14 protein-coding genes are annotated in these 12,338 nt (G+C 56.8%); 5 read left to right on the top strand and 9 right to left on the bottom strand.

Translation table 11 applies throughout. The annotated features are described in order from the left end of the window. Nucleotides 1–488 precede the first annotated feature (488 nt). Nucleotides 489–1,040 (bottom strand): hypothetical protein, encoded by a 552-nt coding sequence (locus DW56_RS03070; RefSeq protein WP_024554839.1) that lies wholly within the window; start codon nucleotides 1,038–1,040, stop codon nucleotides 489–491. Between the two features lie 530 nt (nucleotides 1,041–1,570). Here DW56_RS03070 and DW56_RS21235 point away from each other — a divergent pair. After that, nucleotides 1,571–2,739 (top strand): IS3 family transposase gene (locus DW56_RS21235; RefSeq protein WP_139152853.1). Its coding sequence is split into 2 segments (ribosomal slippage): nucleotides 1,571–1,820 and nucleotides 1,820–2,739, totalling 1,170 coding nucleotides; the frame shifts between segments, so codons are not numbered across the junction. Here the strand turns inward: DW56_RS21235 and DW56_RS03060 are convergent. The 7 genes from DW56_RS03060 to DW56_RS03030 all read right to left on the bottom strand — a co-directional run bounded on the left by DW56_RS03060 (nucleotide 2,637) and on the right by DW56_RS03030 (nucleotide 8,847). Further along, nucleotides 2,637–3,626 carry a ParB/RepB/Spo0J family partition protein gene (locus DW56_RS03060; protein ID WP_029589725.1) on the bottom strand — a complete coding sequence of 330 codons (990 nt, stop codon included), beginning with the start codon at nucleotides 3,624–3,626 and terminating at the stop codon, nucleotides 2,637–2,639. The genes DW56_RS21235 and DW56_RS03060 overlap by 103 nt on opposite strands. A gap of 75 nt (nucleotides 3,627–3,701) precedes the next feature. Next, complete coding sequence (locus DW56_RS03055; RefSeq protein ID WP_029589724.1) at nucleotides 3,702–4,052, bottom strand: hypothetical protein; 351 nt, start codon at nucleotides 4,050–4,052, stop codon at nucleotides 3,702–3,704. A gap of 24 nt (nucleotides 4,053–4,076) precedes the next feature. After that, a complete protein-coding gene (locus tag DW56_RS21230) occupies nucleotides 4,077–4,391 on the bottom strand; it encodes a DUF905 family protein (RefSeq protein ID WP_235803277.1) in 315 nt (104 codons plus the stop codon). Nucleotides 4,392–5,232: 841 nt separating this feature from the next. Then, nucleotides 5,233–5,796 (bottom strand): DUF5983 family protein, encoded by a 564-nt coding sequence (locus tag DW56_RS03045; RefSeq protein WP_024555020.1) that lies wholly within the window; start codon nucleotides 5,794–5,796, stop codon nucleotides 5,233–5,235. An 81-nt stretch (nucleotides 5,797–5,877) separates the two neighbouring features. After that, nucleotides 5,878–6,378, bottom strand: coding sequence for an antirestriction protein ArdA (locus DW56_RS03040; protein WP_024555021.1), 501 nt, complete (start codon nucleotides 6,376–6,378; stop codon nucleotides 5,878–5,880). Between the two features lie 361 nt (nucleotides 6,379–6,739). Continuing rightward, the gene (locus DW56_RS03035; protein ID WP_024555185.1) at nucleotides 6,740–7,531 is read right to left on the bottom strand and encodes a hypothetical protein; all 792 of its coding nucleotides are present in this window, start codon (nucleotides 7,529–7,531) and stop codon (nucleotides 6,740–6,742) included. 410 nt (nucleotides 7,532–7,941) lie between these two features. Beyond that, entirely contained in the window at nucleotides 7,942–8,847 is a 906-nt protein-coding gene (locus tag DW56_RS03030; protein WP_024553942.1) for a LysR family transcriptional regulator, read from the bottom strand. A gap of 98 nt (nucleotides 8,848–8,945) precedes the next feature. On the opposite strand from DW56_RS03030, the gene DW56_RS03025 reads away from it, so the two are divergent. The 4 genes from DW56_RS03025 to arsH are packed head-to-tail and all read left to right on the top strand — an operon-like array spanning nucleotide 8,946 to nucleotide 11,796. Continuing rightward, on the top strand, nucleotides 8,946–9,473 hold the full coding sequence (locus tag DW56_RS03025; protein WP_024553943.1) for a GNAT family N-acetyltransferase: 528 nt from the start codon (nucleotides 8,946–8,948) through the stop codon (nucleotides 9,471–9,473). After that, on the top strand, nucleotides 9,470–10,696 hold the full coding sequence (locus tag DW56_RS03020) for an MFS transporter (RefSeq protein WP_024553944.1): 1,227 nt from the start codon (nucleotides 9,470–9,472) through the stop codon (nucleotides 10,694–10,696). Before DW56_RS03025 ends, DW56_RS03020 begins: the two co-directional genes overlap by 4 nt. A 48-nt stretch (nucleotides 10,697–10,744) precedes the next feature. Then, nucleotides 10,745–11,077, top strand: a complete 333-nt coding sequence (locus DW56_RS03015) for an ArsR/SmtB family transcription factor (RefSeq protein WP_024553945.1) — start codon at nucleotides 10,745–10,747, stop codon at nucleotides 11,075–11,077. A gap of 5 nt (nucleotides 11,078–11,082) precedes the next feature. After that, on the top strand, nucleotides 11,083–11,796 hold the full coding sequence (gene arsH / locus DW56_RS03010; protein ID WP_024553946.1) for an arsenical resistance protein ArsH: 714 nt from the start codon (nucleotides 11,083–11,085) through the stop codon (nucleotides 11,794–11,796). A gap of 66 nt (nucleotides 11,797–11,862) precedes the next feature. Here arsH and arsC read toward each other — a convergent pair whose 3' ends face one another. Beyond that, on the bottom strand, nucleotides 11,863–12,291 hold the full coding sequence (gene arsC, locus DW56_RS03005) for a glutaredoxin-dependent arsenate reductase (protein WP_024553947.1): 429 nt from the start codon (nucleotides 12,289–12,291) through the stop codon (nucleotides 11,863–11,865). Nucleotides 12,292–12,338: the final 47 nt, after the last annotated feature.

Here is a 12,338-nt window from a genome sequence, read left to right as displayed (position 1 = left end):
TACCGCTCATGGGCACCTCTCTTTAAGCCATCTTAAATGACTCTGAGGTGTCTGTTAAACCCGTGGCGATTCAGTGGGAAGGGGCGTACTGGCGAGACTTTGGTTAAGAACTGTAAGAAGCACGCGGATCATTGCTGTCAGTCAGTGATTCACCGGGAGGCACCCGGCACCACACATAAACATAGATAGTTGACTCACTTAGACAAAGGCCAGCTCCTTACGTGCTGGCCTTTTTATTTTCCCAGTTACGCACCATGAAATGGTTAGCATTTCTGATGTGACAGTATCGCGGACCAGTATACCTGTGGTAAGTGCATAGCACCTCCTCTTATGCAGAAAAGCATACAGCTATTGTTGCCAGCTACCGCTTGTACCAACTGACACAGTTTTTAAAGATATACCGGTCTTTCTGTACAAAGTCAGATTTGTTTCGCTGTAATGTCCGTCTGGGAAAACATATCTTTTAAATTAAGAGGGAGGAACCAGGGTCATGCCTTGCGTTGCCTGCGGCACCGAACCAGCTCTTCAAGATAGGGCACAACTTCCAGAAGCAAAATGGCAGTAAGTAGAACCGCAACGTAAGAAACAGGCAATGGCTCGCTTTTGAAGGAAAGGCTAAAATCTGCTTTTGTTGGGCCGAAACCAAACAACGACAAGAACTGTTCCCAGTGTCGTGAAATCACCAGCAGCAAAGCCATCAACGGCACCATTTCAAGGAAGCTGTGGACATGCTGTTCAATGGGGGATACTTCTCGTGCTGTTACCGCATACGAAACATCCCATAAAGCGGTAGCTTCATGAAGGAAGAAACACACAATCATCAACCCGATAATCAGCGCATTAACTTCCATAAATATCGCAGCGAGTAACGGCACTCCTACTTCAATGAACATCAGTATATGAATGAACGTTTCTTTTGTTCCGGTTGTTGTCTCAATATTTGTCTTCCGGTGGCATAACCAGTCGCTTATTCCTGCCAGCAACCAGACAGGAAGAACGAAATATAAAAGAAGCAGCATTGTCGGATCATTCTGGGTCATCTTTTCTCTCTCAGGGAAGGCGTAAAAGATAAGCATAGGTTCATTCGATGACTCAGGGCGCTGAAAAAACAGAAAGTATAAAATTCACAGCGACTGGAAATTTTCCAGATTTAAACAAAACTAGTAAAAGTGGTGAATCCCCCTGTGCGGAGGGGCATACTGGCAATCCTTACTGTAAGTTAGCGTGCGGGTTACTGTTGCCAGTCAGTTACTCACCGGGAGGCACCCGGCGCCGCTTCCTCTATGCTTCGTATTTAGTTCCGGCCAGCTCCAGATGAGCTGGCTTTTTTTATGCCTTTTTCGCCCGGCTCACCTGGGCTTTTCTTTGGCAGCATGCCTGATCGTCGCCTCCATTAAGCACAGCCTTTACACTGCGGAGATCAGAGACATATCCAGCATGAGCAAACACATAGATAGCGTTATCCCCAGAGCCTCAGTATGAGCTATCATGCAGATAGTGTAGTGGTTTACTGAATTTGGCCACCTGAACAGAGGTGATATGCTCATCTCAGAACAACACAGGTGCACCAATGAAAAGAAGAAATTTTAGTCCTGAATTCAAACGCGAATCCGCTCAGCTGGTTGTCGACCAAAATTACACCGTCTCTGACGCTGCTAAGGCAATGGATGTTGGTCTTTCCACGATGACGAAATGGGTCAGGCAACTGCGTGATGAGCGTCAGGGAAAAACGCCAAAAGCCTCCCCGATAACGCCGGAACAAATCGAAATACGTGAGCTAAAGAAAAAGCTACAACGTATTGAAATGGAAAACGATATTCTAAAAAAGGCTACCGCGCTCTTGATGTCAGACTCCCTGAACAGTTCTCGTTAATCGGGAAACTCAGGGCGCGTTATCCTGTGGCCACTCTCTGCCATGTATTCGGGGTTCATCGCAGCAGCTACAAATACTGGAAAAACCGTCCTGAAAAGCCAGACGGCAGACGGGCTGTATTGCGCAGTCAGGTACTTGAGCTGCACAGCATCAGCCACGGTTCGGCCGGGGCAAGAAGCATCGCCGCTATGGTAACCCAGAGAGGCTATCAGATGGGGCGCTGGCTTGCCGGCAGACTCATGAAAGAGCTGGGGCTGGTCAGTTGCCAGCAGCCGACTCACCGGTATAAGCGTGGCGGTCATGAGCACGTTGCCATCCCGAATCACCTTGAGCGACAGTTCGCCGTAACGGAACCAAACCAGGTGTGGTGCGGTGATGTGACCTATATCTGGACGGGTAAACGCTGGGCGTACCTCGCCGTTGTTCTCGACCTGTTCGCAAGAAAACCAGTGGGCTGGGCAATGTCGTTCTCGCCGGACAGCAGACTCACCATGAAAGCGCTGGAAATGGCATGGGAAACGCGTGGTAAGCCCGTCGGAGTGATGTTCCACAGCGATCAAGGCAGTCATTATACGAGCAGGCCGTTCCGGCAGTTACTGTGGCAATACCGGATCAGGCAGAGTATGAGTCGGCGTGGAAACTGCTGGGATAACAGCCCAATGGAGCGCTTCTTCAGGAGTCTGAAGAACGAATGGGTGCCGGTGACGGGCTATGTAAGTTTCAGCGATGCAGCCCACGCAATAACAGACTATATCGTTGGATATTACAGCGTACTAAGACCGCACGAATATAATGGTGGGTTGCCACCAAACGAATCGGAAAACCGATACTGGAAAAACTCTAACGCGGTGGCCAGTTTTAGTTGACCACTACACTTCGCCTCTTCTTCCAGACGGGCCAGCGCCAGTGACTCCACCACGGCCCTGTCCGCGTACCCTTCATCATTCATACTGAACAGGTCAGTGCGCAGCGCGTGGCCTGCTGCCTGATAAGCCTCAGCGCCCACAAAGCGGAACAGCGGCGATGAAGCGGGGATTTCTTTTTCCACGATACGGGATTTGATGAGGGCAGCAGGAAACGGCATATTGCCGTACTGCTGTTTCAGGCTTTCCCGGATCTGCACCTGCCGGGCCTGATCGTCCTCAAGGACCAGTGCCTGACACTGTTCAAGCGTCAGTTCATCCTTCGCCAGCGCGTCCAGCAAAGACGGGGCGAGATTCGTCAGCTTCAGGCAGCGCTGGACGTGGCGGGAGGAGTAGCCGAACATGTCGCCAATCTGCGCCGGGGTTTTGCCTTTAGCCGCAAGGGTGCGGAAACCCACAATCTGCTCGGCCGGGTGCATGTCGCGGCGCTCGCCGTTCTCGATCATCGATGCCGCTACCGCCAGTTCCTCCGGCACCACTTTTACCGGAACGGTTTTTTCTCCGGTATAAATACCGCGTTCAGCGAGCAGATTCAGCGCCGCCAGACGGCGGCCGCCTGCGGCCACGCCGTGAAACCCGTCCGGCATGTCATGCACCACAAGGTTCTGTAGCAGGCCCACCGCATTAATGGAATCAGCGAGGCTGGCGACGCTGTCAGCCGGGTACGGGATGGTGCGGACGTTCAGCGGGGATTTCACCAGTCGGTTAACCGGGATGTACTGCACAGGTGCGGTCTCCAGCGCCTGCGCAAGCGCTTCAGACGCCGCCGCGCTTTTACGGGTGCGGGTGGATTTTGAGGCGGTTTTCGCCTTAGTATTGGCATCGGCCATTCTGTGTTCCTCTTGTTGGTTACTGTGATGGTCATGCCGTGGCCGGGGGGCTACCCGGTCACGGCGCTTAAATTTTTACGCTTTGCTTACCCGGTCAGGGTGGGCGGCCAGCGCCGCAAAGGACGGGTACTGGTCAAGCAGGTTCAGCAGGGCTTTCGCCCCGGCCAGCATGGCCTTATCTCCTGCCGCCGCGCTGGCGAGGGTGGCGGACACCCCGGCACGCAACTGCTGAAAGCGCTCATGCTCGCGGCGATCAAACAGCACGCGCACGCCGTCCAGCACCACCTGCCAGCCGCAGCAGTCGTTAAAGCGAATATCCACCTGGCTGAACTCAATCAGGCAGTTTTCGCTGGCCTGAATACGCAGTACGGGCAGCATGTCTTTCGTCACGCCGATTTTCTTTCCGGGCACCTTGTTTGCCTGCATGGTTTTCTCCTCTCTGGTTGTGGGTCAGCGCATCACGCTGCGCAGGTTTTGCATGAGATCGGGCATGAACTCCGGTTCAAAAGACCAGGCACGCCACACCAGTTCACCGTGACGGCGAATTTCAGCCTGCGCATCCCCGTGAACGGTGATGCGGGACACCGTAAAGCTCACGCCGTCCTGCAGGCGGGCAAACGCCGAAGCCGCCAGCCCGCGGGCAATACGCGCGTTCTCCTGCGACGCATCAGTGCCTTTTCGCAATTGTTCGGCCGATTCCGGAGCGGCGGTGTTGACTTTCTGTGTGTGCATGCTGGTTTTTCTCCTCTCTGGCTGGTAGTCCATCGTTCGACCTCATCACGTCGCGGCGAAGGGCAAAGGAGCAACGTCAGGGCGGCAGGAGAAGGGCGGAGACTAAAGTTTTTGCGGCACGCAAAAAGTTTTGGCGGAGTGCATTTCACCCTTCGGATGACGAACTGACGGTGCTACGACCAGCCCTCCGCGGGGTGTGAGGACGAATGATGGCAGGCCCGGGCGGTGAGCAGGCATACACCCCGGAAAGACGGGCCGCGAGCGGAACGGCTTTACGGTCCTTAAAGCGCCGGTTCTCCGGCGCGGTGAGGCTGCTGGCGTCAGCCAGCTGCAGGGGTTGACCTTCGCCATCAGACCCTAGCCGGCAGGCCCGAAACCCGGAGGGGTTCGGCGGAGACTGGCGGGCGCGTGCGGCCGCCCTGGCGGAGTGGGGCTCGACGACCGGACAGCAGCGCTGGCCGGGAGCCGAAGGGGGCCAGCGCCCTTCTGGTTGTGGTGTTGCCGTTCTTCTGCCGGCAGCAGCTGCTTAACAGCATCAGCATCGGGAGCAGGAGCAGGAGCAGGAGCAGGAGCAGGAGCAGGAGCAGGAGCAGGACAAGCTACAGATGAACAAGGATTAAAGAGAGTAAGAAGAGCGGGAGAAAGAAGAAGTCAGGAAGGCGGCGAAGGGGGAGCAGCGGGGGCGCCGCAGGCGCGCCCGCCCTCACCCGGCCCCGCAGGGGCGCCGTTGGGGTTTACGCGGCCGCAGAGCCGGGGGCTGAAGCAGATAATCCACAATCCCAGTGGATATCCTGCTGACAACCCTGTGAGCAAAGCGGCAGACGGGCGGACATGGCCCCCGCGCCTGCCATTGACTAAATATTAACCTGATTCATCACCATTCAAACACGTCCAGCCCGTGGATGACATCCGCGTCCGGCGACAGATGAAGCATGCTTCCCCCTGCCCTGCGGTGTGTGGCAACCAGGCGGCGCAGATGGCGGGAAAAGCCGTAATGCTTCAGGAACAGTTCAGGCCGGGCTACGCCATCGTAACGGATAATGCAGCCCGCGCTTTCTGTAGATATGATCCAGTGCCGGTTATTCAGGCTGCGGCTGAAGCCCTCAAGTAATTCCATATCCTTGCGGCTGATATGGGCCGTACTGCATGCAAGCACACTGCTTACCACACCGGGTGCCAGCTTCAGCCTTTTTCCCCAGCCCAGCGCATCCACCACATCGTTCCAGCACCAGTCCTCATGCTCCGGCTCCGCGAGTTCAAGCTCGCGAAACGGCACACCCAGCACCCGCGCCACGCATTCCGCTGCCGTCCTGACAGAATCGTCACGGTCGGCCCGGGATGCTCCGGCAATAAATTCGCCATTCAGATAAAACGCTTCATCAAGGTTATCCAGCACAATGAAGGTTACGCCGTATGGCGCTTTTGGAGTGATTAACATGGTTTTTCCTGATCGGTCTTCTTTTCGTTTTCCCGCCCTCCGGCGGTCTTTTTTCAGGGGCGGCGCCGCCGCCCCGTGCCGTTATCTGCTGAAAACGTGGCCATCAAGAAGGACATAGCCATCCATGAACAGATCCCGCCCGTAGGCTTCATAGTCGAAGTAGCCGCGCAGCGACTCCGGCAAATCGTTCAGCAGGCCGCAGTCCTCAACATGCTGCTGCGCGAAGGCTTCCTCGCTCTCCGCCTCACCCAGGTACGCATCATCAAAGGCGTCGTAATCGCATTCGCCGGAATAGTCAGCCCAGGCAATGAATGCCGCATCCCTGCCCGCGTCCCTGGCGCGCTTGTAGGCGTCGATAAAGGCCCAGTCCACCGACGATTCAGATGCAAAATCCGACGGGATACCCTCCCAGTCCTGAAACATAAATTCTGGATCGGCCTCGTTTGCGTGCAGCTCGCGGCACGCCTCCTGAAAATCATCCTCGTCGTCAAAATCGGTCAGATCGAACCACTGGCCGAAAATGCTGCCACAGTTGTATTTGTGCCAGGTGCCTACATAGACCGCGGGTGTTGTCGTGCTCATAAAATCCTCCACAGTTCAGGGTTATACCGTTCCGGCTTACGCCGTGCCGGCACGACAGACCGGCGCAAAGTGGAGGAGGCAGGGGCGGCACCGGAAGCCGCAGCGCAAGCCATTCGCGGGCTGAATGAACCGTGAATGGCGCGAACGGGTGAGGATGACGGCGGCAGCGGACCCTTGCCGCCGCAGCGGCCGGGCTACCGTGAAGGCACGGCGTATGCCGCCGCCACGCCGGCGTGTCAGAGGGCGTATTCAGTCCGGTGCGGGCCGTGGCCGGCGCCGGAAAGGAAAAGCGGAGTGAAACGACTTCCTTTTTACTGTCAGCGAGAAGGCGGCGGCCTGCCTGCAGGCCACCTGCCCGTCGTTATGCCGCCCTGCGGAAGGAGGCAAAGGCGTTCAGCGTCTCGCTAATTTCCCGGCGTGCCTCCGTTACAGCGTCACGCACCCAGTCACGCTCAAACCATTCCCGCCACGGCTGGCTCGGATGACGCATCACATCCGGGATCACTGACTGCCCGTAAACGTGACCGGTACGCGCGCAGGTCACGCTGACTTCCAGCGTTCTCAGGGTGGCGCCTTCGTTCAGGATGGCTTCCAGACAGCTGTCCTGCAGTTCCTCATCCCACGGCAGCGCGTACCCCCCTGCCGGCTCCACCTCGGTAATGTTGACGGTAAAATTCGGGGTCCGGTGATGGCGGATGACCGCATTGTCCCAGGAAGGACTGATGGCCTCCATCAGCCGGTAGCCGTCTGCCGCCACGCTGCCGCACAGGTCGTTAATTTCCCGGCGCAGGGCGGCGAGTAAGCGGCGCATCAGCGGCTCGCTCATAGTCTCCGGCCAGTCCTCACACTCCAGCGTGATGGTGCCGGCGTGCGCGTAATGCGTTGCCAGGCTGTTGGGGCGGAGAACGATGTTCAGGTTGCTCTCGCCGATACAGTTATCCATCTCCTGCCAGTCCTGCTCGCTGAGGTAGCCGCGCCCGGCCAGCCCCAGCAGCAGTTTAAGGATGCAGTAAGTGTGGATACGGCCGTAAAACGCGACGCCGTCCCCCTGGCAGTATGAAAGGCTGGTTTCGATATCAAGGTCATCAGGCCAGCCGCGTTGTGCCAGCTGGTTGTGACAGTGGCGGCGGATTAAGGTGTATGCGGTATTCACGGGTGTTCTCCTCAGTTCAGCTGCGGCGCCATTTACGCCGTGCCGTCACGTAAGCCCGGCGTAAAGCGGAGGAGGCAGGGGCGTTACCGGAAGCCGCAGCGCAGCAGGAAACGGGCTGAATGCGCCGTTTCCTGTGAGAACGGGTGAGGATGACGGCGGCAGCGGACCCTTGCCGCCGCAGCGGCCGGGCTAAAGTAGAGGCACGGCGCTGACACCCGCCGCCGCGGTGGATACCGTGGCGGCACAGAAGCGGAGGGAACCGACTTCCTTGTAATGTAGAGAAGGTTAGAGAGATGAGTCTGACCGTCAGTTATGTGCCAAGAGCGGACATTGGTAGCTGGTAAACGCTGTTGTGATACTTCCCCGGGCAGAGTAGACCGGACCTGTCCGGTTTAGATATCGAATAATATTTATCCGTTTTCGGTTTTTGCAAAACTGCTGTTTAGGCTTTTCAGCACTTCATTGATTCCTCTGCTTACAATCCGGTCCTCCCGCATAACTGCCCCGAGAGTCCGGTGAAGAGAGGGCGTCACAGAGTAAAGATCGAGCCCCGATCTTTCCTCAATGCATGCAACGGACATTCGGGGAACAATGCTGTAGCCAAGACCTGCACGAACCATTCTTTTAATTGCCTCGATACTGCCAAGCTCCATGACCGGGCAGGCAATATGTCCCGTCTCCCGGAACCACTGGTCAATCAGGGCGCGTGTCCCGCTTCCCGGTTCAAAGATAATCAGCGGCAGCTGCAGCAGGGCGCCCGGAGTCCATATTTTCGCGCTCTGCTCTGATGCATCCTTTTCCATGATGACAACAAACTCATCCGTGCCCAGCGGGATGATGCTCAGGCTTTTACCTGCGGCTGGCAGAGTCACCAGGCCAATATCTATACGGTTTTCCTCCACGCCCCGCACAATATCGGAAGTGTTACCTGTGCGTACGTCCACCTTCAGCAGGGGATGGGCCTGTCGCAGTTGCTGCAGTAAGGGGGGCAGTAGATGAATACAGGCCGTTGCGCCTGTGCCGACAGTAACAGTGCCGGTTATCTCGTCGGAATGCAGGCACACCGATTCAACTGCTGTACTTACCACGGCATCAATTTTCATGCTGTGCTCAACGAGAGTCAGCCCGGCAGGCGTGGGCCTTACTCCCCGGCTGGTTCGCTCGATAAGCCGGACCTGAAGCGCCTGCTCCAGTTGTCTTATCTGCAGGCTCACTGCCGGCTGTGACAGACCAAGTGCTTCAGCCGCTCCGGAGAAACTGCCCCGGCTTACGACCAGTCTGAAAGTAGTCAGGTGATCGAGGTTCAGGTTTGCCATACCAAAATTTTCCTTATGCCGCTGATAAGTCCTGCTGCCTGTCTCAAATTATTCATTCGGGTTAGTCTCTGCTTCTGACCGCAGAAGGAGCCGTACTGATGGAAATAACCGAAGCAGATGAACGACATATCCCTGCCATCCAGCAGATTTATGCTTATCACGTATTACATGGCACCGCCACATTTGAAACCGAACCGCCGGATTCGGCTGAAATGACAGCCCGCCTGAAAAAAGTGCGTGCAGCAGGGCTGCCCTGGTTTGTGGCGGTTGAGGACGGCAATGTCCGCGGATACTGCTACCTGTCACTCTACCGGGAACGGTGTGCCTACAGATTCACCCTGGAGGACTCTGTATATATTGCCCCCAACTTTCAGGGCCAGGGGATCGGAAAAAAGCTGTTATCGAGCGCGGTCGCATGGGCAGAGGCCCGTAGCTTTCGCCAGCTCGTGGCCGTAGTTGGAAACAGCGAAAATATTGCCTCTCTTGCCCTGCACCGCACGACAGGCTTCAGCATTACAGGAACGCTCAGATCCGTGGGCTTCAAGCACGGTCGCTGGCTGGATACGGTCATCCTGCAGCGTACGCTCGGACAGGGCGACGCCACACTTCCGGAAAGCACAGGTTGACTGACGGGCATCTGACAGGCCGCACCATTTTCTGCATTGGCATGACGCAGCTTATCAACTGGGGTATCACATTCTATATGCCGGGCGTCTTCGGGACCGCCATCATGGCGGAGACAGGCTGGTCGCCGGTTGTGACATTCTCCGGGCTGACTATTGCCATGCTTGTTATGGGGCTTTTTTCGCCGCTTACCGGCCCCCTTATGGCCCGTACCGGCGGACGTACGATGATGATGGCGGGAACCTTCGTCATAGTCCTCGGTTGTTTTCTGATGGCTTTTACCCATTCAACAGCATCGTGGGTTGCCGTCTGGCTCCTGACGGGAGCCGGCATGCGACTTGCTCTGTATGATGCCGCGTTTGCTCTGCTTGTAGAAACAGCAGGCGCAGGGGCCCGCCGGGCAGTCTCCCTGGTCACACTGCTGGGTGGCCTCGCTTCAGCCGCGTTCTGGCCTGCTGGCGCTGCGCTACTGCACATTACCGACTGGCGGCATGCCATTATCGTTTACGGCTGTGCGGGCATTGTCAGCCTGCTTTTTCTGTCCACCGTTCCGGCAGGGCATCGGAGTCAATCTCCCGTTGCCGGGCAGCCCGCTCCTCCGGCGATCGGAACAGCAGAAGACCGAAAAGCATTCATCAGCGGCCTGTGGTACGCCACGCTAATAGCGCTGATAAGCTTTGTTTCCACCGGCGTGTCCACTCATTTTCCTCAGATACTGGCCGCTTATGGTATGCCCGCCGTGGCGGGTATGTTGTGGGGAGTGGGACAGGTGGGCGCCAGACTGCTGGACGTGGCTTCTGGCACACGTACCTCTGCGATCCGTCTGAGCCTGGTTACCGGCATTCTGCTGCCATTTTGCTTTCTGGCCGGCCTTGCGGGTCATGTTACCCCTGTGGCTACAGCCATCTTTATTCTTAGTTACGGAGCTGTGAACGGACTGAGTACGGTAGTTAAGGCCGTACTACCTCTTGTGCTGTTTCATCCGCAGCAGTATGCCCGTAAAACAGGCCTACTGCTGTCACCAGCTTTTTTGCTCGCGGCGCTCGCTCCGTCAGCATACGCCATACTGCTGGAGCGATACGGCATACCCGGCACGCTGCTTTTATCTGCCATCCTTACCCTGTTCATCACGGCGATTTCCATAGTGATCTGGCGTCGCCACCCTTCCCCTGCTGGACAGAACCGGGATAAGAGCGAGCCATCCATTCCGGGGAAAAATATTTGACGCTAATTATATTTCCATTATTCTGGAAATATAGTTTAAGGAGGCCGCATGGATTTAAATACAGCAGCAAATGCGCTTCGGGAGCTGGGGCACCCGACCCGTCTCAGCGTGTACCGGGAACTGGTGAGAGCGGGTCATGACGGCCTGCCGGTCGGTGTTCTGCAGAAGCGCCTCGGCATTCCGCCCTCCACGCTCAGCCATCATATTTCCGCGCTGATGTCCGCCGGGCTGGTCAGCCAGGAGCGGCAGAGCCGTACCCTGTTCTGTAGACCCTGCTATGCGCAGCTTGAACAGCTGATGGCCTTTCTGACAGAAGAATGCTGTGCAGGTGGCAGCTGCAACCTGTCAACCGTGACGACTCATGAAGAGACCTCATTGTGAACAACATGAACGATACCCTGAAAAATATCGATACTTCACTCCTGGACGTGCCGTTGACTGAAGATAAGCTGAGGGCTGCAGAAGTGGCGCACCCGCCCCGCATCCTGATGCTCTACGGCTCGCTGCGGGAACGTTCATACAGCCGTCTCACTACGGAAGAGGCGGCCCGGCTGCTGACGGCAATGGGCGCCGAAGTGAAAATTTTTAACCCGTCCGGCCTGCCGCTGCCCGACGATGCCCCGGAGACGCACCCGAAAGTTGAGGAGCTGCGCGAGCTGGTTCTCTGGTCGGAAGGCATGGTCTGGTGCTCGCCGGAGCGTCACGGCGCCATGACCGGCATCATGAAGGCGCAGATTGACTGGATACCGCTGACGTCAGGGGCGGTTCGCCCGTCGCAGGGCAAAACCCTGGCCGTCATGCAGGTCAGCGGCGGCTCGCAGTCTTTCAACGCCGTTAACCAGATGCGCATTCTGGGGCGCTGGATGCGTATGATCACTATCCCGAATCAGTCATCCGTGGCAAAAGCCTGGGCCGAATTTGATGAAGATGGTCGCATGAAACCTTCGCCTTACTACGACCGCATCGTGGACGTAATGGAGGAGTTGATGAAGTTCACTCTGCTGACGCGCGGGCGCAGTGACTACCTGACCGATCGCTACAGCGAAAGGAAGGAAAGTGCCGCGCAGCTGTCTGAGCGGGTTAATCAGCGCATTATATGAAAAAAGCCGGCATCTGCCGGCTTCTGTTTTTGCGTCGCCCTTCCTGCCGGCAGCACCCTGAAAAAATCAGAGGCTGATCCGGTTTCCGTGTTCATCAATGACTTTTTCGCCGTCCTCTTTCGTAAATGCTCCCTGCTGCGGGTCAGGCAGAATGTCCAGAACCGCTTCAGACGGACGACAGAGCCTTGTGCCGAGCGGTGTCACAACCACCGGGCGGTTGATGAGGATGGGGTGAGCCAGCATCGCATTCAGCAGTTCATCATCGCTGAACCGGTCTTCTGCCAGCCCCAGATGCTCATACGGCTCTGTATTTTTGCGCAGCAGGGCGCGTGCGCTGATACCCATATCTGCTATCAGCTTTTTCAGCTCGTCGCGGGATGGTGGCGTCTCCAGATACAAAATCACTGTTGGCTCCACGCCACTGTTGCGGATAAGCGCCAGGGTGTTACGCGACGTCCCGCAGGCCGGGTTGTGGTAAATAGTGATATCAGTCATAAACGGTACTCCGTTACGGAGCTGCGCAGACGCAGCCCCGGGGTTAA

This window comes from Franconibacter helveticus LMG 23732, assembly GCF_000463115.2.
Taxonomy (GTDB): Bacteria; Pseudomonadota; Gammaproteobacteria; order Enterobacterales; family Enterobacteriaceae; genus Franconibacter; species Franconibacter helveticus.
Note: the sequence above shows the minus strand (reverse complement) of the source record. Positions and strands in the feature narration are given on the sequence as shown.

Coding starts and splice junctions, on each gene's coding strand:
- arsH (WP_024553946.1), top strand. CDS start 11,083: ATGAACGATACCCTGAAAAATATCGATACTTCACTCCTGGACGTGCCG.
- DW56_RS03015 (WP_024553945.1), top strand. CDS start 10,745: ATGGATTTAAATACAGCAGCAAATGCGCTTCGGGAGCTGGGGCACCCG.
- DW56_RS03030 (WP_024553942.1), bottom strand. CDS start 8,847: ATGGCAAACCTGAACCTCGATCACCTGACTACTTTCAGACTGGTCGTA.
- arsC (WP_024553947.1), bottom strand. CDS start 12,291: ATGACTGATATCACTATTTACCACAACCCGGCCTGCGGGACGTCGCGT.
- DW56_RS03045 (WP_024555020.1), bottom strand. CDS start 5,796: ATGTTAATCACTCCAAAAGCGCCATACGGCGTAACCTTCATTGTGCTG.
- DW56_RS03070 (WP_024554839.1), bottom strand. CDS start 1,040: ATGACCCAGAATGATCCGACAATGCTGCTTCTTTTATATTTCGTTCTT.
- DW56_RS03055 (WP_029589724.1), bottom strand. CDS start 4,052: ATGCAGGCAAACAAGGTGCCCGGAAAGAAAATCGGCGTGACGAAAGAC.
- DW56_RS03040 (WP_024555021.1), bottom strand. CDS start 6,378: ATGAGCACGACAACACCCGCGGTCTATGTAGGCACCTGGCACAAATAC.
- DW56_RS03060 (WP_029589725.1), bottom strand. CDS start 3,626: ATGGCCGATGCCAATACTAAGGCGAAAACCGCCTCAAAATCCACCCGC.
- DW56_RS03025 (WP_024553943.1), top strand. CDS start 8,946: ATGGAAATAACCGAAGCAGATGAACGACATATCCCTGCCATCCAGCAG.
- DW56_RS21230 (WP_235803277.1), bottom strand. CDS start 4,391: ATGGACTACCAGCCAGAGAGGAGAAAAACCAGCATGCACACACAGAAA.